Raw genomic sequence first — 24,792 nt, 5'->3', positions numbered from 1 at the left:
GGGCGTCTCAAACGGCGTTCGGCGCGATGAATTGCAGCCCGGCCTGCAGGTGGCGGTTCATGTGATAGGCGTAGGCGATTCGATCCCGTTTTATCAACGCCTCGATGATGTCGCTATGTTCGTCATAAGCGTTGTCGACGGCTTCGCGGGACCGCTTGCCCGCCTCCATCAGCCTTTGCAACAATGGCTGCAGAATACCATAGACTTGTGACAGCGTTTGATTGCCGGCAAAGCCGACGAGAGTGGCGTGGAACTTGAAATCCAGCGCGGCGGCCTGCGAAAGTTCCGGTGCAGCTTTCATTGAGTCGTTGATCGATCGCAGCGTTTCGATGGCGGCATCATCGATGCTTGAGAACAGAAGATCGCAGAGATTGACCTCGATCAGGCGGCGAAAACCCTGGATATCGAGGAAGCTTTCCGCCGATATGTCGATGGCGAAGGAGAACTGATCCATCAGTGCCTGTTGACGCCGGTCGGTGATGACGGCGCCGACCTTCTGGCGGCTTTCGACAATGCCGTAGGCCTTGAGGATGCGGATTGCCTCGCGGACCGTATTGCGGCTGCTGTTGAACATCGAGGCGAGCTCCGCCTCAGAGGGCAATGCATCCCCAAGGCCGAGATTGCGCTCGCGCATCAGTCGCCGCAGCGCATCGACCACCTGGTCCACTGCCGAGCCTCTATCCTCGATGTCAGCGGTCTCCACCACGATTCGTCCTCCATGGCCGGAAACATATTGTTGGTCAATAAGGACTGTCAAGCGCGGCAAAAGATGTGTTCTGAGTGGACATTTGCGAATATGGCGATATTTTGACCAACAAATGGAGGAGGTGTCGCATGGAGAGCTGTTGGCGTTGGTTTGGGCCGAAGGATCTTGTTCCGCTTCAGCATGCTCGTCAGGCCGGGGCGACGGGCATTGTCACGGCGCTGCATGAGGTCGCCTATTCACGCTCCTGGACGCCGGCTGAAATCGAAGCGCGAAAGGCCCTGGTGGAGGCGGCGGGCCTGCGCTGGAGCGTATGTGAATCGATCCCCGTGCCCAGCGCCATCAAGCTTGGCGGCGCCGGAGCCAGGGCCGCGATCGGCATCTGGAAGGACAGCCTGGTCAATCTCGCCCGGTCCGGCATCAAGACGATCTGCTATAATTTCATGCCGGTGGTCGATTGGACGCGGACGGATCTGCGCTTTGAAATGCCGACCACCGCGCTTGCGCTGCGTTTCGACATGGTGGAATTCATCGCCTATGACGTCTTCGTCCTGCGCAGGAAGAGTGCCGAGGCGGATTATGCGCCGGAGCTGGTGCAAAGCGCCGAGAAGCGGCTGAAGGGCCTTTCCGAGGAGGCGGTGCAACGGCTGGAAAACAACATCATCGCCGGGCTTCCGGGCGGTGAGGACAGCTACGGTCGCGAGGCGATCCGCTCGGCCATCGCCCTCTTCGAGGGAATGACGGCTCGGGATCTTCAATCCAATCTCGAGATGTTTCTGCAGGAGGTTGCGCCCGTTGCAGCCGAGCTTGGCGCGAGGCTCGCAATCCACCCGGACGATCCGCCCATTTCGCTTTTCGGCCTGCCACGCGTCGTTTCAACGGCGGCGGATCTGCGCCGCATCCTTGGCAGCGTCGACCATCCGGCCAACGGCTTGACGCTCTGCGTCGGATCGCTCGGGTCCCGCGCCGACAATGATGTGCTTGATATCGCGCGGGAATTTGCCCCACGCACCAATTTCGCCCATTTGCGCGATGTCGCGATCGAGGCCGACGGTTCCTTCGTCGAGGCTTCCCATCTGGAGGGGTGCAGCGACATGCACGCCATCCTGCGAACGCTTTTGGCCGAGGAGGCGCGCCGACGCGCCGAGGGTCGCGATGATCATCTGATCCCGATGCGGCCGGATCACGGGCATCTCATCGGCGACGATATCGATAAGCCGACCAACCCGGGGTACTCTTTGATCGGCCGCCTGAAGGGGCTGGCGGAACTGCATGGCGTCATTCACGCCATCGGCAAGGCTGGCCTGTAAGCATCACGCTTGTCCGCTGTTGGACTGCGTGGCCGTGAGGGTAGAAAAGCAAAGCGCGTGGTTGCATATTCGGTAGGCTTTTGCTCAAAGTTTAGGCGAGCTACCATTTTGATTTTATTTAACTTTTTAGAATATGACTTTCCAATTCTCTGGTAGTTCAACTCGAATTTGCAAGGTCGATCCGTCCATGAATTCCGTTTGGCCCGACGCCCCGAACGACGATTTTCGGTCGCTTTTCAAGACGCATCCCTCGCCAATGTGGGTCTATGATCCCAAGACGTTGAAATTCCTGATCGTCAATGACGCCGCTCGCGATCTCTATGGCTACAGCCACGCTGCCTTTTCGGTCATGACCGTGCTCGATATCCGGCCGGCGGAGGAGCGCGAGCGCATGCTCGAAGCGGTTCACCAGCGCACCGACATGGAAACGGCGCAGCGCTGGACGCATCTGAAAGTCGATGGCCAGACGTTCGAGGTTTTGACCTATGGGCGTGAAATTTACTTCGACGGCAAGGCGGCGATCCTGGCGATCGTTCAGGATCGCACCGAGGTCAACGCTGCCCGGCGACAGGTCGATGCCACGCAGTCGCTGCTCGACAGCATCGTCGACAATCTGCCAGTCGGCGTTTTCGTCAAGGATATGGCGAAGGGCGGCCGCTATATCCTGTTCAACGAGGCCTGCGGAGGCATTGTCGGGCTGCGGGCGAAGGACGTGATCGGCAGGCCGGACGAAGCTATATTTTCCGACGAGCAGACGGCGATCCTTCGCGAACAGGACAGGCTTGCCTTCGACGCGGCGACGACCGTCGGCTTCGAAGAAACTATCCACGCACGGGATGGAGTTCCGCGCATCGTGAAGACCGCCAAGCGGATACTGCCAGCGCCCAAAGGACAGGCGCCGCGCTACCTTCTCGGCATCTCGCAGGATGTCACGGAGGAGCGCAATGTCGAGGCGAAGCTTGCGCATCTTGCCATGCACGATTCCCTGACCGGCCTTCCGAATCGTGCTTTCTTTTCAGAGAGCATCGTCAAGCAGGTGGCTGCCGCGACACCGGAGAAGCCGATTGCGCTTCTCTACATCGATGTCGATCATTTCAAGGATATCAACGACAGCAAGGGCCATGCCGCCGGCGACATGCTGTTGCGCCAGGTCGCCCAGCGTCTCCTGCAGCTTGCCGAGAAGAACGATCTTGTCGCCCGCCTCGGTGGTGATGAGTTCGCCTTGGTCCTGAAGATGACGGATGCCGGGCGGGCCCAGCGCTTTGCCGACCTGCTGCTGCTATCGCTCTCCGTGCCTTTCGATCTCGATGGCGTCCGCGAGCACGTGACCTGCAGCATCGGCATCGCGATGGCGCCGGAACATGGCGGCGATGCCGACGTCTTGATGCGGGACGCCGATCTGGCGCTCTATGCGGCAAAAGGCAGTGGCCGATCGACCTATCGCTTCTATCAGACTGATATGCGGCTTGAGGCGGAGCGGCGCTATCAACTCACCCTGGAGCTTCGCGAAGCCCTGCAGAGGAACGAATTCGAGCTCTATTATCAGCCGATCATTCGGCTGGACAATGACGGGTTGTCGGGTTTCGAGGCTTTGATCCGCTGGCACCATCCCACGCGTGGGCTCATTGCGCCGGCCGAGTTCATCCCCGTTGCCGAGGAAACCGGCATGATCGTGCCGATCGGCGACTGGGTATTGCGGGAGGCCTGCCGGACCGCGAGGCAATGGCCAGGCGATCTGAAAATCGCCATCAACCTTTCCGTCTATCAGTTCCGTCATGCGAGCCTGCTCGCGACCGTCGTCTCGGTTTTGGACGAGACCGGCCTTCTCCCCGAGCGGCTGGAGATCGAGGTTACCGAATCCGTCCTGCTTTCTGAAGTCGAGCAAAGCCTGTCGCTGCTGCGCGCCCTGAAGGAACTCGGCATCCGCATCGCCATTGACGATTTCGGCACCGGCTACTCATCGCTCAGCTACCTGCGCTCCTTCTCTTTCGACAAGATCAAGCTCGACCGCAGCTTCGTCGCCGGCATGGAGACCGATCCCGGCAATCTGGCGATCGTGCGTGCCGTCGTCGGCATTGCCTCGGGCTTCAATGCCGTGACGCTGGCGGAAGGCATCGAGACCGAGGAGCAGTTGGCGAAATTGCGCGCCGAGGGCTATAGCGAAGTACAGGGCTTCCTGCTCGGCCGGCCGATGCGGCGCGAGGAGGCGGAGGCACGCATCTTCAGCGAGATCTATCCCGCCAAGGCGCTTCGCGCCCGAAAGCCGGCGCATGGGTGATCCTCGGACAGGATGCCCCGTGCTTCCGAAAAGATAATTTAAAAGATCGAACTCCTTTTGTCGGGAAGTCTTTTCGGTCGACGTCCTTGGGGCGGCCCACCGCAAGGGCGTGACATGCAAACCCGTTCGCAAGGAGACGAACATGACCGATACAGCAGAACAGACGCAATCCTCGCAGCCCCGCGTGCCGGTTCACGGCGGCGTCGTGGCCTATCTGACGGTGGATGGCGCTGTAAAGGCAGCCGATTTCTACAAGCGTGCCTTCGGTGCCGAAGAAGCCTTCATGTTCCCGGTCGACGAGAAGGGCCGGACGATGCACATCCATCTCTACATCAACGGCAGCTCGGTCATGCTCGGCGATGCCTTTCCCGAGTATGGCCACGCACTGGAAAAGCCGCAGTCGTTCGTGATGCAGCTGGTCGTCGAGGACTTCGATGCCTGGTGGAAGCGTGCTGTCGATGCAGGCTTGGAGGTCATCATCGAGCCGCAGGTGATGTTCTGGGGTGATCGCTGGGGTCAGCTCCGCGATCCCTTCGGCGTCACCTGGGCCATGAATGCGCCCGTCAACGAGTGATATCTGCCAACCCTCGGCGCGGACGATGCGCGCCGAGGGCATGTTTCATTGACTGCAAGCTTCAATCCGCGAGCAAGGCTCGCGTCAGTGGATGAGAGACATCGGTGAGGCCGTCGAGTACCGTATAGTGATTCCGATCGGGCTCGATTACCACTTCCGTTGCAGCGCCAAGCCCGGTCCAGATATTGGCAAGCAGCGCATTCTGACGCACGAATTCGGCACGCTCCGCACCGCCGACCCAGCACGTGAGGCGGATATTGCTTAAGGGTTCCAGGAGCGCGGGGCTCTCGCTTTGTGCCTCCGCCATATCGATGCGAAGCTGCGCGTTCATGCTCCGCTTCATGATCGGGCGCAGATCATGCAGGCCGGAAATCGCGAGGACATGGCGGATGCGTTTGAGGATCGTCTCGTCCAGCGGCGATGTCGTCGTCATCATGCGGGCCACGAGCTGACCGCCGGCCGAATGTCCCGTCAGGATCACGGGGCCATCGATGATGCCTGCCGCCGTTGTGATCGCCGCTGCGACTTCCCTGCCGATCCCGCCAATGTGGATTGCAGGGCAGAGCGTGTAGGACGGGATGGCGACTGCGTAGCCTGCAGCAATCGGACCTGCTGCCAGATGCGACCAGTAGCTTTTGTCCAGTTGCAGCCAGTAGCCGCCATGAACGAAGACGACCAATCCCTTCGGATGTCCTTCGGGCAGGAAGAGATCGAAGCGATTGCGCTCGGCGGGACCGTAGACGAGGTCTAGTCTGGCACCTCCGGCTGTTGCCAGGTTGTCACGGAAGGATCGAGCGGGCTCGACCCATGCATCCGGCCACCGATCGCCGTCGACGATGTAGGCGCCGTTGGTATAGGCACTATCCCAATCGGTGACCTTGAAATAGCTCATCTATGGCTCCTCCGTTCCGGCGATCGGCAACAATGGATCAGGTTACAGCCGAGCGCACGGCAAAGCGTGCATCCTGCCAGGATCCGCTGCTCAGAATCTCTTCCAGCACCGAAGCTGCCAGCCACACATCGCGATAGCTGACATAAAGCGGCGTGAAACCGAAGCGCAGCGTTGATGGCGCGCGGAAATCGCCGATGACGCCACGCTCGATCAGCGCCTGCATGACCTCATAGCCATTGCCGTGGGTGAAGGAGACCTGGCTGCCACGCCTTTCGCTGTCGCGCGTGGTGTCTAATACGACGCCATATCGGCCGCACTTCGCTTCGACCAGCCGGATGAAGAGATCGGTGAGCGCTATGCTTTTTCGGCGCAGAGCATTCATGTCCACTTCGTCCCACATCGAAAGAGCACCCTTTAGCGCCCGCAACGACAGAATGGGCTGCGTGCCGCAGAGGAAGCGCTTGATGCCGACGTCGCCGTCGAAGCTTCGCTCGAAGGCAAAGGGACGAGCATGGCCCCACCAGCCGCTGAGCGGCTGGACGATAGATGCATGGTGGCGGCGGGCCGCATAGATGAAGGCCGGCGCGCCGGGGCCGCCGTTCAGATATTTATAGGAGCAGCCGACGGCGAAATCGGCGCCCGCGCCATCGAGATCGACCGGCAGGGCGCCGGCGCTGTGGCACAGGTCCCAGATGACGAGTGCGCCGGCCGCCTGGATGCGCTTCGTCAGTGCCGCCATATCGCGCAGCTCGCCGCTCTTGTAGTTGACATGATTGATGAGGACGACGGCGACGCTCTCGTCGATCAATTCCTCGATGGTATCGGCATCGCGACCCTCGAGACGGAGCGTAACCCCAGGACGGGTCGAGGCCACGCCCTCGGCCATATAGAGGTCGGTCGGGAAACTGTCGCCTTCGGCAACGATGACGTTGCGGTCCGGCCGCATCGTCAAAGCCGTATGAAGCGCCTTGTAGATGTTGATCGACGTGGAGTCGGTCACGACAGTCTGGCCTTCGGCGGCGCCGATCAGCCGGCCGATGCGATCGCCGAGCTCGAGCGGCAGATGAAACCATCCGGCGCTGTTCCAGCTGCGGATCAGGCCGTTGCCCCATTCTTCCATGGCCGCCTGGCGCACTTCGGCAAAGACCTCGTGCGATGCCGCGCCGAGCGAATTGCCATCAAGGTAGATGACACCGGCCGGCAGGGCAAAACGGCCGCGGAAGACACGCAGCGGATCGGCCTCGTCCAGGGCCTCGACGGCGGCGAGATCGGGAAGGCTGTCCATGATATTGCCTCTTGATTTATTCGCGAATGGTTTCCCGCGCGGGCGCTCCCCCGCGGCTGCGGCGGATGCTCGGCAGCGCCAGCATGGCAAGCACGAACAGGCCGGTGGCGAGCTTCAGGTTCGGCGGCGGCATGCCGGCTGCAAGGCAGAGCGACACGAGCTGATAATAGATGATCGACCCCACGAAGGGGGCCAGCAGCTGACGCAGTACGCTCTGCTTACCGGTGAAGGCTTCGCCGATCATCAGCGCGGCAAGGCCGTTGATCAGGATGCCGATCCCCATGTTGACGTCGGCAAATCCCTGCGACTGCACCATCAGTGCGCCGCCTGTTGCGGAAAAGGCGCTGGCGATGCCGACGCCGCCGATGGTCGCGGCCCAGACATTGATGCCCTGTGCCTCGGCCATGTCGGGATTGGAGCCGACGGCGCGCATGGCCGTGCCCTTTTCCGTCTTGAAGTAGAGATTGAGTGCAATCAGCACGACGAGAGCGATGAAACCGGCAACGACGATCTTGCTGGCGGGAAAGCCGGCCTCCGTGAACGGCACCCAGTCGAACACGGTCGGCGAGCCGAAGACGGAAAGGTTCGATTTGCCCATGATGGCGAGGTTGATGCTGTAAAGCATGGTCGACATCAGGATGCCGGCAAGCAGCGTATGGATGCGGAAGCGCAGGTGGATGAACGCCGTGCAGCAGCCGGCGGCAAGGCCGACGGCGAAGGCCACGACGATGGCGAGCGGCGGTGTGACGCCGGCTGCAAGCAGAATGCCGCTGATGCAGCCGCCAAGCGGAAAGGCGCCCTCGCTGGTCAGGTCCGGAAAGGTCAGCATGCGGAAGGGGATCATGATACCGAGGACGACGAAGCTCAGGATGAAGCTCTGCGCCAGCGTGACCGGGATGAGCGAGACGAAGCTCGAAAAGGTTGTCTGAATGAAATCCATGATCTCAGCTCACCAGCAGCATGCGGTCGGTCTTGACGGCGAAATGGCCGATCAGTTCGGGCACCGTGATGCGCCGCTTTCCTTCGCCGGTAATTTCGAGATGGACGCGCCCGGCGTCGAGCATGATGATACTGTCGCCGAAATCGACGGCGTGTTGCATGTTGTGCGTCACCATCAGGGTCGTCAGCTTCAGCGCCTCGACGGTGCGCACCGTCGCCTGCATGACGATGTCGGCGGTGCGGGGATCAAGCGCTGCCGTATGTTCATCGAGCAGCAGCACATCGGGGGAGCCGCCGACTGCCATGATGAGGGAGAGCGATTGCCGCTGGCCGCCCGAAAGCAGCTCCACCTTGGTATCAAGCCGGTTCTCGAGGCCGAGGCCGAGAACGGAGAGGCGCTCCTTGTAGGTCGCGAGGCGGGAGGCGTTCAGTCCGGGTCGCAACCCGCGTTTCTTGCCGCGCAGTTCGGCGAGAAGCATGTTCTCGCCGACCGTCATGCTGGCGGCGGTTCCTTTCATCGGATCCTGGAACACACGGGCAAGGCGCGCGGCGCGCTTGTGCACCGGCATGTCGGTGACGTCGTCGCCGTTGATGAGTATCTCTCCGGAATCGAGGCTGAGCGCGCCCGAGATCGCGTTGAGCATGCTGCTCTTGCCCGCGCCGTTCGAGCCGATGACGACGCCGAATTCACCGGATTTGAGGGAGAGTGTCAGTCCGTCGAGCGCGACTTTCTCGTCCGGCTGGCCCCTGTAGAAAACCTTGCGCGCGGATTTGATGTCCAGCATCCGTGCCTCCCCTGCAGTGTAGGCTTGGAAAATGGCGGCGTTCGTGACGCCGCCATGGATCGAATGATCGTTAGACGATGACGCCGATCACTTGGTGAAGCAATTGCAATCGGCAAGCGATGCCGGCACTTCGGCGCCGAATGCCTTCAGCACTGTCTTGTTGATCAGCGGCGCATGGTCGGCATAGGCCGGAAGCGAAGGCTTGATCGTCTTCGGATCGGCACCCTTGAGGATCTGGGCCGCGATCTTGCCTGCATTTTCGCCGACCTGCTCGTAGTTGACGGCGAAGCTCGCGGGCACGATGCCATTGCGAACCGCGGCGTCGTCGGAATTGACGATCGGGATCTGGGCCTGACGGGCAGCGGAAGAAACGGCGGTGATTGCCGGCTGCAGGAGATTGGAGGCGGGCGTGTAGATCACGTCTGCCTTGCCGGCGAGCGATGCGATGCGCTGCTGGATGTCGTTGACGTTGTCGACGCCGACGGGAACCACTTCGAAGCCGGCTGCCGGTGCGGCCTGCTTGACCTTTTCGAGAAGGGCAACGTCATTGGCCTCGCCCGGATTGTAGGGGACGCCGAAGCGCTTGGCATTCGGAAGCAGTTTCCTGGTGAAGGTCATGATGGCGGCGATGTCCTGCAGGTCGCTGGCGCCGGTGATGCCTTCGCCGCCGGCATCCCAGGAGGGGACGAGCTTGGCGGCGACCGGATCGGTCACGGCCGAAAAGACGATCGGAATGCCGGAGCCTGCGAGCGCCTTCTTGGCGATCTGCGAGACCGGCGTCGTGACCGTGTACATCAGCTTCGGATGTTCGGACTGCAGCTTGGCGATCATCTGCGGCACAAGCGAGGCGTCGAAGCTCGTGTTGCTTTCGGAATAGACGACATCCTTGCCTTCGACGAAGCCATTCTCGGCGAGCGCCTTTTTGAAGCCGGCGATCGAGGCATTGAGCTGCGGATGCTCGCCGAAGTTGGCGATTGCGATCTTGATGGGTTCTGCCGACGCCGAGGCGACGCCTGCCATGAAGGCACCGGCAACCACGAGGCTGGACAGCCATTTGGACGTAGATTTCAGCATATTTCCCTCCCGCATGTGTCAAGGAGCCGTGTTTTTCGGCTTTCTTGGGCGGGATCATAGCGACTGCTGCAAGCCTGTCAATTTGCGATATATGATATGCACCACGGGCGACTTTAATATATAATTTCTCGATACAGCTGTTTTATATATAATCCGGGGAATGTGAGGATTGGGATGGGCGTCATGCAGGACAAGGACGCGTTGAGCAAGACGGAGGCGGCCTATTGGCTGTTGCGGCGCGACATTCTCAACACCAGGCTGAGGCCCGGCGCATCCCTGCGGCTTGCCGCCCTGCGCGATGCCTATGGCGTCGGCTGGACTCCGCTTCGCGAGGCGCTGTCGCGGCTGGAGGCCGAAAAGCTGGTAACGGCCGTCAGCAATCGCGGCTTTGCGGTCGCCCCCGTATCGCGCGCGGAGCTGGAGGACCTGATGCGGGCGCGCATGGTCATCGAACTGCCGCTGCTGTTGGAATCGATCGAAAAGGGCGGTCCGGATTGGGAATCGGCCGTCGTCACCGCGCATTATCGCCTGTCGCGCTGCAAGATCGTGCCCGACGCCGCTTCGGACGAGATGGCTGACGAATGGGACGAGAAGCATACGGCCTTTCATGCAGCGCTTGTCAGCGCGGCGACATCGAACTGGCTTTTGCGCTTCCAGGCCACCATCACCGACCAGCTTCGCCGCCACCATCGTTTCCTTGGTCTGGCGCCGACCCAGCGCGCCGCCGCCGGCCTGACGATCGGCTATGAGAAGGCAGCCGCAGCCCTGCAGGATGCGATGGCGATCGAGCATCACACGGCGCTGATGGAAGCGGCCCTCGACCGCGATCTCGAGCGCGCCAAGGCGCTGATGACGGAGCATATCGGCTATACGCTGCAGGTCTATATCCGTTCTGAGGATGAGAACGGATAGCGCCACAGTGTCCGGATATTGTAATAACAATACAATATCAATGGATTAGACATTGAATCCGGAGCGCCCCGATTGGGCAGGCCAAAGGCCCGAAGTTCGAGTTGGAAACCATGAACCCCAGGATTGCGAAGCGTTCGAACGAGAATCGCCTACTTACAGTCGATAGCAGGCGGCGTTGCTTACGCAGCAGCGCGGCGGGATTGGGGGCCAGACGGCACTTCGCTCAATTCGAAATGCGTCACCAATTCGCGCAACCGCTCTGCCTCGCCGGCGAGCGTGACGCTGGCAGCGGTGGTCTCTTCTACTTTTATGTCGCTCGGCAATTAGTCGCGAGAATACGGCTGTTTCTGCGGGGCTTCACGTTCAAGTATTATAATATTGAGGAAGAATTCCCAAATTAGCTGTAATCGTGTCGGCCTGGCTCGCGCGATTGCCGCAAATCCGGAAATCATTCTTATGGACGAACCGTTCAGCGCAGTCCTGATCTTATCCGTTCGGAGGACGGCGACGATGAACGGGAAGGGCCAAAGCAGCGCATCGGCGCGGCCGTAAGAAAATCCCCGCTTCCTTTCCTCTCGGAGGGTGACAAATCGGTGTGCGCTCCTATTCTCAAGGGCGGATCACTTTTTGAATTTCGATAGGATCCGGCTTTTGACTTTGGGAGGACATCATGACGCGTGCAGTGGTAATCGGCGCAACCGGCCATGTCGGCACCTATCTCGTGCCCCGGCTGGTCGAGGCAGGGTATGACGTGGTGGCGATCAGCCGTGGTCAGGCAAAGCCCTATTCGCCGAACCGGGCCTGGGACGACGTCGAAATGTTGACGATGGACCGCTCCGCCATGGAAAAGGACGGCAGTTTTGGTCCGGCGATCCGCGCTTTGAAGGCGGATATCGTCATCGACATGATCTGCTTCACGCTCGACAGCGCCAGGCACCTGACGGACGCGCTGACCGGTCATGTGAGCCATTTCCTGCATACGGGCACGATCTGGACGCACGGCTTCTCGATGGTCGTTCCGACGCTGGAGGAGACACCGAAGCGACCCTTCGGGGACTATGGAATCCAGAAGGCAGCCATCGAGGCGCATCTGCTGGATGAGGCGCGCCGCAAGGGCTTTCCCGCGACGCTGATCCATCCGGGCCATATTGTCGGCCCTGGCTGGGCTCCCCTTAATCCGGCCGGCCATTTCAATCTGTCGGCATTTTCGACGCTGGCGCTGGGCGAAACGCTCGTCTTGCCGAATTTCGGCCTGGAGACTGTTCACCATGTCCATGCCGATGATGTCGCGCAGATGTTCATGGGGGCGATCGCCAATTGGCGGGCTTCGACCGGGGAGAGCTTCCATGCCGTCTCGGGCGGTGCGGTGACGCTTCGAGGCTATGCTGAGGCGATGTCGCGCTGGTTTGGTCACGAACCGAAGCTTGAATTCCTGCCCTATGAGACATGGGCGAGAGATCGGACTCCGGAAGATGCGCAGGCGACATGGGAGCATATCGCCCGCAGTCCGAACTGCTCGATCGCCAAGGCACAGCGACTTCTCGGCTACGAGCCGCGATATACATCGCTCGAAGCTGTTCAGGAATCGGTGGCATGGCTGATGGCGAACGGGCGTATCGGCTGAGAAGCTCAGACCTTATCGCTCAACGCTTGAGCCAGGCGTCGATGCCCTTGGCCGCCGCGCGGCCGGTGGCAAAGCAAGCCGACAGGAGATAGCCGCCTGTCGGCGCTTCCCAATCGATCATTTCCCCGGCGACGAAGATACCAGGGAGCTTCTTCAGCATATAGCCGTCATCGAGTTCGCCCCAACGGATGCCACCGGCAGACGAGATGGACTCGGCAATGGGTCTTGGTCTCAAAAGCGGAATCGGCAAGGCCTTGATCAGGCGCGCCAGACTTTCCGGATGCGAAAGGGTCGCCGGATCGGCAAGCTCCCGCAGAAGGCCGACCTTGACGCCTTCGATCCCCGCGCCCTTGCGCAGGCGATTGGAAAGGCTGGCTTTCGGATCCTGTCGAGCCAGATCGCGCGACAGCCGTGCCGCCGTTCGGCCGGGCGCCAGATCGATGATGAGCGCGGCTTTGCCTTCGCTTGTTAGGCGATCGCGCAAGGTGGCGGCATGGGCATAGACGAGACTGCCTTCTATACCCGCCTGCGAGACGACGAATTCGCCTGGGAAGGTCCCCGCCTCGGATGTTGCCGTCACGGCTTTGAGCGGCATGCCGGCAAAACGTTCCTTGAATGGCCCACTCCAGGCGACGTCGAAACCGCAATTGGCGGGCTGGAAATCGGCAATGTCGATGGCTTTGCCTCGAAGCCAACCGGTCCAGGCCGCATCCGAACCCAGCCGAGGATAGCTGGCACCGCCGAGCGCGAGCAGAACGGCATCATAATGGACGATGCTGCGCCCCTGCGGTGTCTCGAATGCCAGACCGCCGTCTGCAAAGCCAGACCAGCGGTGCCGTGTCATGATACGCGCACCTTGCGCCTCCAGGCGGGCGAGCCAGGCGCGCAGCAATGGCGACGCCTTCATGGTCTTCGGGAAGACGCGGCCGGAAGAGCCGATGAAGGTCTCCGTTCCCAGCCCCGCCGCCCAGGTTCTGATATCGTCGGGCTTGAAGCCATCGAGTGCCGCGCGCAGCCGGGGCGAGGCCGCGCCAAAGCGGTCGGCGAAAAGGCCATAGGCTTCCGAATGCGTGATATTGAGGCCGGATTTGCCGGCCAGCAGGAATTTGCGCGCGACCGTCGGCATGCTGTCATAGACAGTGACGCGATGGCCCGACAGAGACAGGGCTTCTGCCGCCATGAGCCCTGCGGGGCCGCCGCCGATGATTGCGATCTGCTTCTCAGCCATAAGCCGTCCGGTGCCAATTCCTATCCGCTCTCTTGGGCCGGACCGGTGTCGAAAGCAAGGTCAGCCCATTCATTTGTCAGGGAAATTCATGCCACAGGGAGGGTCTTGTCTGACACATATCCACATTTAAATCGATATAACCATCTGGTTACTATGACCAGCGATTCGCGAGGGACTGTCAACTTATGAGATGATCGGTTACTTATCGGCGTCAGGAATGGCCGCACAAGCCTTGAACGATGCCGCCGGGAGCCATGATGTCGGAAGCCAGAACCGTGAAGCGCCGCGCAAAGAACGCAGACCTTGCGAATATCGATCAGGCGTCATCGCGCGCAACGCCGGAACGGCCCCGTCTCAGGGATGCGGAACGCACGAGCAAGGCGATCCTGGCCGCTGCGACCAAGGAATTCGCCGAACGCGGCTATGGCGGCGCGCGCGTCGATGCGATCGCCGAGCGCGCCAAGATCAACAAGCGGATGCTCTACCACTATTTCGGCGGCAAGGACGCTCTTTACGTCGCCGTTCTCGAAGGCAGCTACATCGCCATCCGCTCGGCTGAGGCAAGGCTTGACCTTTCGCATCGATCGCCTGTGGAAGGCATGCGGGAGCTTGTTGTTTTCACATGGCAATATTTCTTGGATCACCCTGAATTCCTTGGTATTCTCAGCACGGAAAACATGCACAAGGCCCGCTTCCTGAAGCGTTCGGCGCGTATTTTCGAGCTGCATTCGCCCCTGGTTTCAGAGATTTCCGACCTGCTCGACCGGGGTGCGGCAGCCGGCGATTTCCGCCCCGGCTGCGATCCCGTCAAGATCTATATGAGCATCGCAGCGCTCGGCTCGTTCTTCCTGACGAACCGCTGGACGCTATCGACGATCTTCCGGCGCAATCTTTCCGACAAGGCGGAAATCGACGCCTGGGGCGAGCACATCGTCGACGTCATCTTCGCCTATCTGCGCCCCTAGGCGCCCTCTCGCGACAAGCTCAGCAATTGCGGGTGATTGCCGCCGCGGCCATCGACGATGACCGTTGACAGCCTCGCTTCGCCATGTCAGTTATGTAACTATATAGTTATTTACGGGAGGAATGACTTATGGTGACGAAGCCGATCGGTATCATCATGCACGGCATCACCGGACGCATGGGCTATAATCAGCATCTGGTGCGCTCCATTCTGGCAATCCGCGAACAGGGCGGCGTCTTGCTGGCCAACGGCGATAAGCTGATGCCCGAGCCGATCCTCGTCGGCCGCAATGCCGAGAAGATCGAGGCGATCGCCCGCAAGCATGGGCTTTCCAAAACGACGACCGATCTCGACAGCGCCTTGGCCGATCCCGACAATACGATCTTTTTCGATGCCGGCTCGACGCAGATGCGCGTCGACCTGCTGGAGCGGGCAATTGCCGCCGGCAAGCACGTCTATTGCGAAAAGCCGATCTCCGAGACGCTTGCCGAGGCGCTTTCGGTCGCCGCTTCGGCGGAGCGGCGCGGGGTCAAGAACGGCGTGGTGCAGGACAAGCTGTTCCTGCCGGGCCTGCGCAAGATCGCCATGCTGCGCGACAGCGGCTTCTTCGGCAAGATCCTCTCCGTGCGCGGCGAGTTCGGCTATTGGGTCTTCGAAGGGGATTGGGGCGTGCAGGCGCAGCGCCCGTCGTGGAACTATCGCAAGGCCGACGGCGGCGGCATGATCCTCGATATGCTGCCCCATTGGCGCTACGTGCTCGACAACCTGTTCGGTGAGGTCAAGGCCGTCAGCTGCCTCGGCGCCACACATATTCCGAGCCGCGTCAATGAGAGTGGCAAGACCTATGTCGCGGATGCAGACGATGCGGCCTATGCCACGTTCGAACTTGAAGGCGGCATTGTCGCCCATATCAATTCCTCCTGGGCGGTGCGTGTGCGGCGTGATGATCTCGTTACCTTCCAGGTCGACGGCACCCATGGTTCCGCCGTCTGCGGCCTGATGCGGTGCTGGACGCAGCATCGCGTCAACACGCCCAAGCCGGTCTGGAATCCGGACCAGCCGCAAACGATCAATTTCTTCGACACCTGGGACGAGGTGCCAGACACCCAGGTCTTCGACAATGGCTTCAAGGTGCAATGGGAAGGTTTCCTGCGCCATGTCGCCGAGGACGCGCCGTGGAAGTTCACCCTTCGCGAAGGCGCCAAGGGCGTGCAGCTGGCGGAGCTGGCGCAGAAGAGCTGGACCGAGCGTCGCTGGGTCGATGTGCCCGCACTGACAGCGCTGTAGGAGATCGGCCTCATGACGAGAAGCCTTCGTTTGCCGACGGTCGGCGGCGGCCTTGCCGACTTCACGCTCACCAGCGCGCCGTTGAGCGCTCCGGTAAAGCCGGCCGGCGGTCATCATTTCAACCGCGTCGCCTACGCTGCCGCCCACGTCGTCGTCGACCCCTTGGCAGACAACGATCCCTGGCTCGACCGCAACATCGACTGGGAACGCACCATCGCCTTCCGGGAATACCTATGGGATCTCGGTTTCGGCGTGGCGGAGGCCATGGATACAGCACAGCGGGGCATGGGTCTCGATTGGACCGGCGCCAAGGAGCTGATTGTGCATGCGCAATCGGCCGCCCGCAATCGGCCGGATGCGCTGATCGCCTATGGCGCCGGCACCGATCACGTGCCGCCCGGCCCGGATGTGACGATCGACGATGTCATTCGCGCCTATGAGGAGCAGATTGCCTATGTGGAAGGGCAGGGCGGCCGCATCATTCTGATGGCGAGCCGCGCGCTTGCCGCGGCGGCCAAAAGTCCGGACGATTATATCCGGGTCTACGACCGTATCCTCGGGCAGGTAAAGGAGCCTGTGATCATCCATTGGCTCGGTTCGATGTTCGATCCGGCGCTGTCAGGCTATTGGGGATCGCCCGACGATCTGCAGGCGATGGAGACAGCGGTCGCGATCATCAATCAGAACGCCGCCAAGGTCGATGGCGTGAAGATCTCGCTGCTGTCGGCCGAGAAGGAAATCGTCATGCGCCGCCGGCTCGACCCGTCGGTGAAGATGTATACGGGCGACGATTTCAACTATGCCGAACTGATCGCCGGCGACAACCAAGGCTATTCGCATGCCCTCCTCGGCATCTTCGATGCCATCGCGCCGGCGGCGAGCGTGGCCTTGGCGAAACTCGCCCAGAACGATCTCGATGCCTTTCATAAGATCCTGGCACCGACCGTTCCGCTGTCGCGGCATATCTTCAAGGCGCCGACGCGCTTCTACAAGACCGGCGTCGTCTTCCTCGCCTATCTCAACGGCTTCCAGGATCACTTCCAGATGCTCGGCGGCCAGCAGAGCACGCGTTCCATTCTGCATCTTTCGGAACTGTTCCGGCTGGCGGAGGAGGCACGTGTTTTGAAGGATCCGGATCTGGCGGTGCGCCGGATGAAGACGATCCTCGCCACCGTCGGCATCGACTAACGGACAAGAGGATCATCGCAATGGCCGTAGAGGGTCTGTCCATCAATCTGGCGACGGTGCGCCAGCAATACGACATGCGCCAGGCGGTCGAGGCCTGCCTGAAGCAGGGTATCGTCGCGATCGCCCCCTGGCGCGATCAAGTGCACAAGATCGGCCTCGCGGAGGCCGCAAGGATTGTGGCCGACAACAAGCTCAAGGTGACAGGCCTTTGCCGCGGCGGCATGTTTCCCGCTGCGGACGCCAATGGGCGGGCTGCGGCGATCGACGACAACAAGCGCGCAATCGATGAGGCCGCCGCGCTCAATGCCGATTGTCTTGTCCTCGTCGTCGGCGGTTTGCCGGAGGGTTCGAGGGATATCGGTCATGCCCGCGAGATGGTGGTCGACGGTATCGCGGCGATCCTGCCGCATGCCCGCGGCGCCGGCATTCCCTTGGCAATCGAGCCGCTGCATCCGATGTATGCCGCCGACCGCGCCTGCGTGAACACGCTGGAGCAGGCGCTCGATATCTGCGACCTGCTGGGCGAGGGGATCGGTGTCGCCATCGATGTCTATCATGTCTGGTGGGATCCGAAGCTTTACGAGCAGATCGCGCGCGCCGGTGCCGGCGGCAGGATCCTGGCGCACCATATCTGCGACTGGCTGGTCCCGACCACGGATCTGTTGTTGGATCGCGGCATGATGGGCGATGGCGTCATCGATCTAAAGGGCATTCGCGCGGAGATCGAGAAAGCCGGCTATTTCGGCCTGCAGGAGGTCGAAATCTTCTCGCAAGACAATTGGTGGAAGCGGCCGGGTGAGGAGGTGCTGGCCAGCTGCATCGAGCGGTTCCGCACTGTTTGTTAGAGCAATTCCAGGAAAAGTGCGTAGCGGTTTTCCGTCCGGAATTGCGTAAAAACAATAGCATAGAGCGGTCAGGCGATTCCGTGAAACGCGTAACCGCTCTAGCCAGCATAGTGTGAATTAGGCATAAAAAAGCCGGGCCAGCATGTGGCCCGGCGAGATTTTGAGAGCGTCGATCCGACGGCTTATTCGGCCGAAACGATCTTACCGCCTTCCCATTTGTAGAGCGAGAAGCTCTGCGAGGTGAGGTCGCCGGTTTCGCCATAGGTGACCTTGCCGATGGCGGTATCGACAGGCTCGCCCTTCTTCAATGCAGCGCCGGCGGCTTCGGCGTCGTCTGGCTTGCCGGCCTTCTCGATGCCGGCCTTCAACACTTGCACGGCGGCATAGGCGTTGAGGGTGAAGGCTTCAGCCGGAATGTTGCGTGCCTTGAGTGCGGCAACGGCGCTCTGCGAAGCCGGGTTCTTCAGGGCGTCGGCCGCATTGGTGAAGATCGTGCCGGCAGCGGCGTCATTGGCGATCGCCCAATATTCGGTGTTGGAAAGTCCGTCGCCGCCGATGATCTGCGCCTTGACGGAGATGTCATGCAGCTGGCGAGCCAGCAGACCCGCTTCCGGATGATAGCCACCGAAGTAGATCACCTCGACACCGGCCTGCTTCAGCTTCGACGTCAGGGCGCTGTAGTCCTTTTCACCTGGCGTCAGGGAATCGTCCAGCACCTCGGTCACGCCGCCCTTGTTCAGGGTAGCCTTGAAGGCGTCCGCGAGGCCCTTGCCGTAGGCGCCCTTGTCGTTGAGGATGGCGATCTTCTTGTCCTTGAAGTTCTTCACGACGTAGTCTGCCGCAACGGTTGCCTGCTGGTCATCGCGGCCGCACGTGCGCAGGATGTTGGTCAGGCCGCGATTGGTCAGGTCCGGAGCGGTCGCGGTCGGCGTCACCATCAGGATGCCGTTTTCGGCAAGCGCATCCGAAACCGGAATGGCAACGCCCGACGTGACCGGGCCGACGACGAAGCGGATGCTGTCACCGACGAAGCCGTTGGCGACCGATACGCCCTGCTTCGGGTCGCCGGCATCGTCGCCGAGCTTCAAGACCAGCTTCTGGCCGAGAACGCCGCCGCTCTTGTTGATTTCCTCGATAGCGGTTTGCGCGCCGTTCTTGACCTGTTCGCCGTAAGCGGCGACCGGGCCGGTCAGTGGCGCGATGAGGCCGATCGTGATGTCCGCGTGCGCGAGAGGCGCAAAGGCCAGCGAAGCGACGAAGGTCGCGGCCGTCAATGTCTTCAGACTCATTTTATCTCTCCTTGGATGGGCGCGGCAGCGCCCTTTGAACCCGCCCAATGGCCTGTCTCGACGCGCAAACTGCCGTAAGGCGTGCTCTTAAAGAGAACAGAACTGACATCGAAGCTGACGACCGCTTTCGGACATTTTTGACCTCGAGAGCGCTCATAAGAGTATTTTCTGTAGGAATATTGCGACGATTCCGCAAGAAAATAACCGTCGCGAAGACAATTTTAGCGACTTTTCGGAAATTTTCGGCGAGGGATGGTTGTTGTAGTCTTGCAGTCGGGGGTTGTTCCCAGTCCCGACCACCCGTCACTCGGCGCGGATTGACCAAACCTACCCGGCCAAAGCCTCGCGCCAGGTCTGCCGATAGCGAATCAAACCCGGCAGGTCGGTGTGGACTGGCGGATTTTCCGTCGCAGCCGGCGGTCGGATGCCGGTGAGCAAGGCCGCACCCTGGCTGGTCCCCGTCGAGCCCGCCACAGCGATGACGTCAGTCCTCGTCAGGGCGGACAGCGCGACGAGATAGGCGCGATTAAGGGCAAAAGGTCCCTCGACGAAGATCGGCCCCTTGGCGCCGATCAGGCCGAGGCAGGCTTCCGTCATCAGGGCAAGATAGAGGCTGACGGCTGCAAGACGTTCGGCATTGCTTGTTGAGGCATCCCCGATCCACTGCATCTTCCTGTCAGGGAACGGTCCCGATCCCTCAACAATGTTCGGCAGCAGCATGAGGCCATTTCCGATCACCGTCTCAAGAGCGACTTCGATCGCCTCGGGAGGTGCTTCGCCGATGTCTGCAGCCAAAATCTCGAACTCGCGGCCGCCCATGAAGCGGGACGAGGGCACGGCGCGGCCATAAGCGTCGACATTGGCAAGCGCATCGCGTGCCGGGTCGAGATGTTCGAGATCGCCGCCGACGGCGAAGTTGATCACCCAGGTTCCCGTCGACACCACGGCGAAAGGTGCCTCGTTCTCGACCAGATGCGGCAGTAGGGAAGCATTGGAATCATGGATGCCGCAATAGACCGGGGCCGGCGCCGCAAGGCCGATATCAGCTGCAAGTGCCGGCAGTACCGGCCCAAGCGCGTCGAAAGCCGAGCGAACCGGCGCCATCAAAGTGCGAATGCCAAGCGTATCGACCAGGGAAGAATAGGTTCCGGTCGTCGGGTTCCAGAGATCCGTGTGGCAGCCGAGCGAGGTCACCTCGCTGGCAGCGATGCCCGTCAGGCGATACGCCCAATATTGCGGATAGGTCAGGATCGTCGCGACGTGGGCGAAGTCTTCGGGAAAGACGCTTTTCTGATAGTGGATCTGCGCGCCGACATTCAGGCCACCGGAGAGGCTTGGCGAGAAGGTTTCCGTAAAGGCCGGGCGCAATTGCCCATAGGCGTCCTGTATGGCTTGCGGATAGGTGTGCTCATAATCGAGAACCGGCAAGGCAAGGCCGCCATCGACATCGAGCAGCACCGCCGAGGCTCCGTGGGTGGTGATCGATATGGCATCGAAGCCTGGCGTCGTTGCAAAGCCCTTCAGCGCACTGATGATGAAATCCCAAAGTCTCTCGATATCGTAATGCGGATAGAGGCCGGTCTTCAGCACGCCGTTGCTCGTTTTGACGACGGCGATTTCGCCCCCGGTCTCAGCATCGAGCACCACGACCTTGGCATTGGTCTTGCCGATGTCGATCACTGCGATATGGCGATAGGCTGATACGGCGGTCATGGCAGATGGAAGACCGTAACGAGATCGCTCTGAATCGGCGAATTGTCGGGATTGGTCGCCATGATATCGGCCATGTGCGCCCACCATTTCTTCATGATGGGATGGTCTGGCAGGCTCGCCATCGTGTGATCCTTCGGTCGCGTCAGCACGCCGAAGAGCGTGTTCGTCTCACGATCGAGATGGATGGAATAGTCGCTGGCGCCGGCCTCATGCAGCAGCACCACGAGTTCGGGCCAGATCTCGTCATGGCGTCTTTTGTATTCCGCCTCCATGCCGGGATTGAGCTTCATCTTGAAGGCGTGGCGTTCGAGAGCTGCGGTCATCTGGAACTCATGGTCTTGATGCGTCTTGCGACGATCGGCAGTGCGATGGTGATGATGAGAAGGAGGCCGATGAAGATCGACATGACGATGCCCGGGACGTTGAGCAGGCCGAGGCCGAAGGTGACGAGGCCCATGACGAAGGCGGCGATGACGACCCCGCCGATCGTGCCTGAGCCACCGAGGATCGAGACCCCGCCAAGCACAACCATGGTCACTACTTCGAGCTCCCAGCCGAGCGCGATCGACGGGCGGGTCGAGCCAAGCCGCGAGGTCAGGCACACTGCTGCGATGCCGCTCATGAGACCGGTCAGGAGAAACAGGATGAATTTGACCCGCTCGACAGGGATGCCGGAGAAGCGCGCGGCAAAATCATTGTTACCAATCGTATAGACTTGCCTGCCGAAATTCGTCGCATGCAGCAGGATCGCGAAGACGATCGCCAGCACGATGAAGAGAACGAATTCGAAGGAGAAGACCCAGACGACATAGCCCTGGCCGAAATAGGCGAAGCTGTCTGGGTAGTTGCCATAGGCCTGGTCGCCGAGAACGATGTAGGAGATGCCGCGGAAGAGGCTCATCGTGCCGATGGTGACGACGATCGACGGCAGCTTCATCCCGGAGACGAGGAAGCCGTTGAACAGGCCGCAGAGCAACCCGACCCCAAGCCCGATGGCGACGAGGCCGACAGTATCGACGCCGGCCTGCGCCGCAGCGCCCATGGCCGTCGAGGCGAGCGCGATGATGGCGGCGACCGAAAGGTCGATCTCACCGGCAATGACCAACAGCGCCATGGCAAAGGCGATCATCGCCTTTTCGGTGAAATTGAACGTCGCGTCAGAGAGATTGTAGGGATCGAGGAAATAGGGCGAGGCCAGCGAATTGAAGATGAAGATCGCGACTGCGACGCCGAACAGCAGCGTTTCCCAGCTTGCCAGAATGCGTTTGAGCGGTGTTCCCAACCGGTCCGGAATGGCGCGCTTTTCCGTCTTTGATTGAGAAACGGTGCTCATGCGCTTGCTCCATGGCTGGCGGTGTCCTTCGCCGCCTGATCCTGCAGGATGATACGGCCGCGATTGCGCTCGCGCCGGGCGTTGAAGACGACCGCAAGGATGATGACGGTGCCTGATATCGCCATCTGCGTGAACGGCGAAATGCCGATGACCGGAAGGGCGTTCTTGATGACGCCGAGGAAGAGAGCGCCGAGTACGGCGCCCGCCACCGAGCCGACGCCGCCGGCAATCGAAATGCCGCCGATGACGCAGGCCGCGACGCTGTCCAGTTCGAAGCCGCTGGCGATATCGACATAGGCGACCGCATAGCGCGACACCCAGAGATAGCCGCTGAGGCCGGCAAGCGACCCTGAGAGGACAAAGGCGAGGAAACGCGTCCAGCCGACGTCGATGCCGGCATAGACCGCCGCCACCGGATTGCCGCCGCTGGCATAGGTGGAGCGGCCGAACCGCGTGTAGCGCAGCACGAAATACATGATCAGCACGATGGCGATGCCGATCCAGGCGAGCACGGGCAGGCCGAGCAACGGTGTGCGCGGCACGCTGAGGAAATTCGGCGTGAACTGGTGGGCGTTGACCCAGGCGCCACCCGACAGCACGAAGGCCATGCCGCGATAGATGGTGAGTGTGCCGAGCGTGACGACGATCGGCGGGATCTCCAGCGCCCAGACGAGATAGCCGTTGATGGCGCCGAGAGCCGCGCCCATGACGATCGCCGTGATCACGAGGACGATCAGCGGCAGATCGGGATAGGCAGCGTTCAGCATCGCCACCGCCATGCCGGTAAAGGCAAGATTGGCGGCAACCGACAGATCTATCGATTTCGTCAGGATGACCGTCATCTGCGCCAAAGCGAGGATGATGAGGATCGACGTATCATTGAAGATATTGGCGAGATTGGCGGGCTCGGCAAAACCGGCCGCGCGTGTCGCGAAGCCCGCGATCATCACGGCAATGATGATGGCAAGCAGCGTTTCGCGTCTTTTGAGGATGCGTGGCATCCCGTCCTCCCTATGCGTTGCCCGTGGCGGCGCGCACCAGCGCTTCCGGTGTCAGCCCTTCGCGCTCGAACAGGCCGGCCGACAAGCCCTCTTTCATGACCAGCACGCGATCCGCCATGCCGATGATCTCTGGCAGCTCGGAGGAAATCATGATGATGCTGAGGCCTTCTGCCGCTAGTTCGCTGATGAAGCCGTGCACGGCCGCTTTCGAGCCGATGTCGATGCCTTTTGTCGGTTCGTCGAGAATGATGATCTTCGGCTGCGTCGCCAGCCACTTGCCGATGACCACCTTCTGCTGGTTGCCGCCGGAGAGCGTGCCGACCGGAACGGAAAGGGCTGCGGCGCGAAGATCGAGGCGCTCGGCATATTTGCGCGCCAGCGCGAATTCGTTGGCGGCCTTCAGGAAGCCCTTGCGCGAGGTGCGTCCGAGTGAGGGCAGCGACATGTTCTGATAGATCGGCATCGGCAGTGCCAGACCGTGGCGTCCGCGTTCTTCCGGCACATAGACGATACCGGCGCGAATGGCGTCCTGCGGCGAACGGACGTGGATTTCCTGCCCATTGAGCGTCAATCGTCCGGAAAGCGGTTTGGTAATGCCGAAAAGGGACTGACAGAGTTCGGAGCGTCCGGCTCCGATCAGGCCGTAGACGCCAAGGATCTCGCCGCGGCGGAGCTTGAAGGAGATGTCGCGAAATTCTGTGCGGTGGCAATAATTTGCGACGTCCAGCACCGTATCGCCAATCGTCACCGAGACTTTCGGGAAAGCGTCCTTGACGTCTCGGCCGACCATCATGCGGACGATCTCGTCCTGCGGCGTTTCCTTGAGCGTGCCGTGCCCGACGGCGCGGCCGTCACGGAAGACGGCGAAATTGTCGGCGATTTCATAGAGTTCGTCGAACTTGTGGCTGATGAACAATATGGCCTTACCCTTGGCCTTCAACCCCTCGACGATGCGGAAGAGATCGTCGATCTCCTTGCGGGAAAGGGCGGCGGTGGGCTCGTCCATGATGACGATGCGGGCATCGATCGAGAGTGCGCGCGCGATCGCGACGAGGTGGCGCTGCGCGATGGAAAGATCTTTCAGACGGGTGGAGGGATCGATGGCGCTTTCCAGCGATTCCAGCAGTTGCCTGGAGCGGCTGTTCATCGTCTTCCAGTCGATGGTGCGCCAGGACGTGCGCGGCGCATGTCCGAGAAAGATGTTCTCGGCAACCGTCAGTTCGTCGAAGAGCACGGTCTCCTGATGAATGGCGGTAACGCCGGCATCGATGGCGGCCTGGGCATTGACAAAGGTCGTCGGCTCGCCGTCGATGAGGATCTCGCCTTCGTTCGGGCGGTAGATCCCCGTCAGGATCTTGACGAGGGTCGATTTGCCGGCGCCGTTTTCGCCGATCAGGGCGGTGACCTTGCCGGGGTAGAGAGAAATGCTGACGCCATCCAGCGCTTTGACGCCCGGGAAGATCTGAGAAATGCCGCGCATTTCCAGGATGGCCTGACTGTTCGCGGCTGGTGTGTCCGCTAGGGATCGTTGAAGGACTGTGGTCATCAGCAATGTACCGGATCAATGA

22 protein-coding genes are annotated in these 24,792 nt (G+C 61.1%); 9 read left to right on the top strand and 13 right to left on the bottom strand.

Features of this window, described 5'->3' with window-relative positions; translation table 11 throughout:
* Window positions 1–7: 7 nt before the first annotated feature.
* The gene (locus GA0061101_RS10565; RefSeq protein ID WP_245297463.1) at window positions 8–706 is read right to left on the bottom strand and encodes a FadR/GntR family transcriptional regulator; all 699 of its coding nucleotides are present in this window, start codon (window positions 704–706) and stop codon (window positions 8–10) included.
* A gap of 128 nt (window positions 707–834) precedes the next feature.
* Between GA0061101_RS10565 and uxuA the strand changes: the two genes are divergently transcribed.
* The 3 genes from uxuA (at window position 835) to GA0061101_RS10550 (ending at window position 4,865) form a co-directional block, all read left to right on the top strand.
* A complete protein-coding gene (gene uxuA / locus GA0061101_RS10560; RefSeq protein ID WP_037192503.1) occupies window positions 835–2,013 on the top strand; it encodes a mannonate dehydratase in 1,179 nt (392 codons plus the stop codon).
* A 187-nt stretch (window positions 2,014–2,200) separates the two neighbouring features.
* Window positions 2,201–4,291 (top strand): putative bifunctional diguanylate cyclase/phosphodiesterase, encoded by a 2,091-nt coding sequence (locus GA0061101_RS10555; RefSeq protein ID WP_037192500.1) that lies wholly within the window; start codon window positions 2,201–2,203, stop codon window positions 4,289–4,291.
* 142 nt (window positions 4,292–4,433) lie between these two features.
* Window positions 4,434–4,865 carry a VOC family protein gene (locus GA0061101_RS10550; protein WP_037192498.1) on the top strand — a complete coding sequence of 144 codons (432 nt, stop codon included), beginning with the start codon at window positions 4,434–4,436 and terminating at the stop codon, window positions 4,863–4,865.
* A 61-nt stretch (window positions 4,866–4,926) separates the two neighbouring features.
* Here GA0061101_RS10550 and GA0061101_RS10545 read toward each other — a convergent pair whose 3' ends face one another.
* From GA0061101_RS10545 to GA0061101_RS10525, 5 genes are all read right to left on the bottom strand, one after another.
* Window positions 4,927–5,757, bottom strand: a complete 831-nt coding sequence (locus tag GA0061101_RS10545) for an alpha/beta hydrolase (RefSeq protein ID WP_037192496.1) — start codon at window positions 5,755–5,757, stop codon at window positions 4,927–4,929.
* A 37-nt stretch (window positions 5,758–5,794) separates the two neighbouring features.
* Complete coding sequence (gene kynU / locus GA0061101_RS10540) at window positions 5,795–7,042, bottom strand: kynureninase (protein WP_037192494.1); 1,248 nt, start codon at window positions 7,040–7,042, stop codon at window positions 5,795–5,797.
* A 16-nt stretch (window positions 7,043–7,058) separates the two neighbouring features.
* Window positions 7,059–7,982 (bottom strand): ABC transporter permease, encoded by a 924-nt coding sequence (locus GA0061101_RS10535; protein ID WP_092573578.1) that lies wholly within the window; start codon window positions 7,980–7,982, stop codon window positions 7,059–7,061.
* Between the two features lie 4 nt (window positions 7,983–7,986).
* A complete protein-coding gene (locus GA0061101_RS10530; protein WP_037192490.1) occupies window positions 7,987–8,766 on the bottom strand; it encodes an ABC transporter ATP-binding protein in 780 nt (259 codons plus the stop codon).
* Between the two features lie 87 nt (window positions 8,767–8,853).
* Window positions 8,854–9,840, bottom strand: coding sequence for an ABC transporter substrate-binding protein (locus GA0061101_RS10525; protein WP_037192488.1), 987 nt, complete (start codon window positions 9,838–9,840; stop codon window positions 8,854–8,856).
* A gap of 183 nt (window positions 9,841–10,023) precedes the next feature.
* Here GA0061101_RS10525 and GA0061101_RS10520 point away from each other — a divergent pair, with 183 nt between their 5' ends.
* Together GA0061101_RS10520 and GA0061101_RS10515 are read left to right on the top strand one after the other, a co-directional pair.
* The gene (locus tag GA0061101_RS10520) at window positions 10,024–10,752 is read left to right on the top strand and encodes a GntR family transcriptional regulator (RefSeq protein WP_037193218.1); all 729 of its coding nucleotides are present in this window, start codon (window positions 10,024–10,026) and stop codon (window positions 10,750–10,752) included.
* 670 nt (window positions 10,753–11,422) lie between these two features.
* On the top strand, window positions 11,423–12,376 hold the full coding sequence (locus GA0061101_RS10515; RefSeq protein ID WP_047638434.1) for an NAD-dependent epimerase/dehydratase family protein: 954 nt from the start codon (window positions 11,423–11,425) through the stop codon (window positions 12,374–12,376).
* Window positions 12,377–12,395: 19 nt separating this feature from the next.
* Here the strand turns inward: GA0061101_RS10515 and GA0061101_RS10510 are convergent, their stop codons facing one another.
* The gene (locus GA0061101_RS10510; RefSeq protein WP_037192481.1) at window positions 12,396–13,604 is read right to left on the bottom strand and encodes a TIGR03862 family flavoprotein; all 1,209 of its coding nucleotides are present in this window, start codon (window positions 13,602–13,604) and stop codon (window positions 12,396–12,398) included.
* A 257-nt stretch (window positions 13,605–13,861) separates the two neighbouring features.
* On the opposite strand from GA0061101_RS10510, the gene GA0061101_RS10505 reads away from it, so the two are divergent.
* The 4 genes from GA0061101_RS10505 to GA0061101_RS10490 all read left to right on the top strand — a co-directional run bounded on the left by GA0061101_RS10505 (window position 13,862) and on the right by GA0061101_RS10490 (window position 17,888).
* Entirely contained in the window at window positions 13,862–14,569 is a 708-nt protein-coding gene (locus GA0061101_RS10505) for a TetR/AcrR family transcriptional regulator (RefSeq protein WP_081938700.1), read from the top strand.
* Between the two features lie 128 nt (window positions 14,570–14,697).
* Window positions 14,698–15,855 carry a Gfo/Idh/MocA family protein gene (locus tag GA0061101_RS10500; protein ID WP_037192479.1) on the top strand — a complete coding sequence of 386 codons (1,158 nt, stop codon included), beginning with the start codon at window positions 14,698–14,700 and terminating at the stop codon, window positions 15,853–15,855.
* A gap of 12 nt (window positions 15,856–15,867) precedes the next feature.
* A complete protein-coding gene (locus GA0061101_RS10495) occupies window positions 15,868–17,043 on the top strand; it encodes a dihydrodipicolinate synthase family protein (protein WP_037192477.1) in 1,176 nt (391 codons plus the stop codon).
* Window positions 17,044–17,063: 20 nt separating this feature from the next.
* Window positions 17,064–17,888: a sugar phosphate isomerase/epimerase family protein gene (locus GA0061101_RS10490; protein WP_037192475.1), complete on the top strand. Its 825-nt coding sequence runs from the start codon at window positions 17,064–17,066 to the stop codon at window positions 17,886–17,888.
* Window positions 17,889–18,070: 182 nt separating this feature from the next.
* Here GA0061101_RS10490 and GA0061101_RS10485 read toward each other — a convergent pair whose 3' ends face one another.
* The 6 genes from GA0061101_RS10485 to GA0061101_RS10460 all read right to left on the bottom strand — a co-directional run bounded on the left by GA0061101_RS10485 (window position 18,071) and on the right by GA0061101_RS10460 (window position 24,770).
* On the bottom strand, window positions 18,071–19,177 hold the full coding sequence (locus GA0061101_RS10485) for a branched-chain amino acid ABC transporter substrate-binding protein (RefSeq protein ID WP_037192473.1): 1,107 nt from the start codon (window positions 19,175–19,177) through the stop codon (window positions 18,071–18,073).
* A 327-nt stretch (window positions 19,178–19,504) separates the two neighbouring features.
* On the bottom strand, window positions 19,505–20,890 hold the full coding sequence (locus GA0061101_RS10480) for an FGGY-family carbohydrate kinase (RefSeq protein WP_037192471.1): 1,386 nt from the start codon (window positions 20,888–20,890) through the stop codon (window positions 19,505–19,507).
* Complete coding sequence (gene rhaM / locus GA0061101_RS10475) at window positions 20,887–21,213, bottom strand: L-rhamnose mutarotase (RefSeq protein WP_037192469.1); 327 nt, start codon at window positions 21,211–21,213, stop codon at window positions 20,887–20,889. The genes GA0061101_RS10480 and rhaM overlap by 4 nt, the downstream gene beginning before the upstream one ends.
* Entirely contained in the window at window positions 21,210–22,223 is a 1,014-nt protein-coding gene (locus GA0061101_RS10470) for an ABC transporter permease (protein ID WP_037192467.1), read from the bottom strand. Before GA0061101_RS10470 ends, rhaM begins: the two co-directional genes overlap by 4 nt.
* Window positions 22,220–23,224, bottom strand: a complete 1,005-nt coding sequence (locus tag GA0061101_RS10465) for an ABC transporter permease (protein ID WP_037192465.1) — start codon at window positions 23,222–23,224, stop codon at window positions 22,220–22,222. The genes GA0061101_RS10470 and GA0061101_RS10465 overlap by 4 nt, the downstream gene beginning before the upstream one ends.
* A 10-nt stretch (window positions 23,225–23,234) precedes the next feature.
* Window positions 23,235–24,770: a sugar ABC transporter ATP-binding protein gene (locus tag GA0061101_RS10460; RefSeq protein WP_037193212.1), complete on the bottom strand. Its 1,536-nt coding sequence runs from the start codon at window positions 24,768–24,770 to the stop codon at window positions 23,235–23,237.
* Window positions 24,771–24,792 lie beyond the last annotated feature (22 nt).

The sequence above is a fragment of the Martinezella lusitana genome (genome assembly GCF_900094565.1).
GTDB lineage: Bacteria > Pseudomonadota > Alphaproteobacteria > Rhizobiales > Rhizobiaceae > Rhizobium > Rhizobium lusitanum.
Note: the sequence above shows the minus strand (reverse complement) of the source record. Positions and strands in the feature narration are given on the sequence as shown.

Excerpts from the sequence above, each read along its gene's own strand:
- GA0061101_RS10460 (WP_037193212.1), bottom strand. The coding sequence starts at position 24,770 with ATGACCACAGTCCTTCAACGATCCCTAGCGGACACACCAGCCGCGAAC.
- GA0061101_RS10505 (WP_081938700.1), top strand. The coding sequence starts at position 13,862 with ATGTCGGAAGCCAGAACCGTGAAGCGCCGCGCAAAGAACGCAGACCTT.
- GA0061101_RS10520 (WP_037193218.1), top strand. The coding sequence starts at position 10,024 with ATGCAGGACAAGGACGCGTTGAGCAAGACGGAGGCGGCCTATTGGCTG.
- GA0061101_RS10495 (WP_037192477.1), top strand. The coding sequence starts at position 15,868 with ATGACGAGAAGCCTTCGTTTGCCGACGGTCGGCGGCGGCCTTGCCGAC.
- GA0061101_RS10550 (WP_037192498.1), top strand. The coding sequence starts at position 4,434 with ATGACCGATACAGCAGAACAGACGCAATCCTCGCAGCCCCGCGTGCCG.
- GA0061101_RS10510 (WP_037192481.1), bottom strand. The coding sequence starts at position 13,604 with ATGGCTGAGAAGCAGATCGCAATCATCGGCGGCGGCCCCGCAGGGCTC.
- GA0061101_RS10515 (WP_047638434.1), top strand. The coding sequence starts at position 11,423 with ATGACGCGTGCAGTGGTAATCGGCGCAACCGGCCATGTCGGCACCTAT.
- uxuA (WP_037192503.1), top strand. The coding sequence starts at position 835 with ATGGAGAGCTGTTGGCGTTGGTTTGGGCCGAAGGATCTTGTTCCGCTT.
- GA0061101_RS10470 (WP_037192467.1), bottom strand. The coding sequence starts at position 22,223 with ATGAGCACCGTTTCTCAATCAAAGACGGAAAAGCGCGCCATTCCGGAC.
- GA0061101_RS10525 (WP_037192488.1), bottom strand. The coding sequence starts at position 9,840 with ATGCTGAAATCTACGTCCAAATGGCTGTCCAGCCTCGTGGTTGCCGGT.
- kynU (WP_037192494.1), bottom strand. The coding sequence starts at position 7,042 with ATGGACAGCCTTCCCGATCTCGCCGCCGTCGAGGCCCTGGACGAGGCC.
- GA0061101_RS10480 (WP_037192471.1), bottom strand. The coding sequence starts at position 20,890 with ATGACCGCCGTATCAGCCTATCGCCATATCGCAGTGATCGACATCGGC.
- GA0061101_RS10485 (WP_037192473.1), bottom strand. The coding sequence starts at position 19,177 with ATGAGTCTGAAGACATTGACGGCCGCGACCTTCGTCGCTTCGCTGGCC.
- GA0061101_RS10500 (WP_037192479.1), top strand. The coding sequence starts at position 14,698 with ATGGTGACGAAGCCGATCGGTATCATCATGCACGGCATCACCGGACGC.
- rhaM (WP_037192469.1), bottom strand. The coding sequence starts at position 21,213 with ATGACCGCAGCTCTCGAACGCCACGCCTTCAAGATGAAGCTCAATCCC.
- GA0061101_RS10530 (WP_037192490.1), bottom strand. The coding sequence starts at position 8,766 with ATGCTGGACATCAAATCCGCGCGCAAGGTTTTCTACAGGGGCCAGCCG.
- GA0061101_RS10545 (WP_037192496.1), bottom strand. The coding sequence starts at position 5,757 with ATGAGCTATTTCAAGGTCACCGATTGGGATAGTGCCTATACCAACGGC.
- GA0061101_RS10555 (WP_037192500.1), top strand. The coding sequence starts at position 2,201 with ATGAATTCCGTTTGGCCCGACGCCCCGAACGACGATTTTCGGTCGCTT.
- GA0061101_RS10535 (WP_092573578.1), bottom strand. The coding sequence starts at position 7,982 with ATGGATTTCATTCAGACAACCTTTTCGAGCTTCGTCTCGCTCATCCCG.
- GA0061101_RS10465 (WP_037192465.1), bottom strand. The coding sequence starts at position 23,224 with ATGCCACGCATCCTCAAAAGACGCGAAACGCTGCTTGCCATCATCATT.
- GA0061101_RS10490 (WP_037192475.1), top strand. The coding sequence starts at position 17,064 with ATGGCCGTAGAGGGTCTGTCCATCAATCTGGCGACGGTGCGCCAGCAA.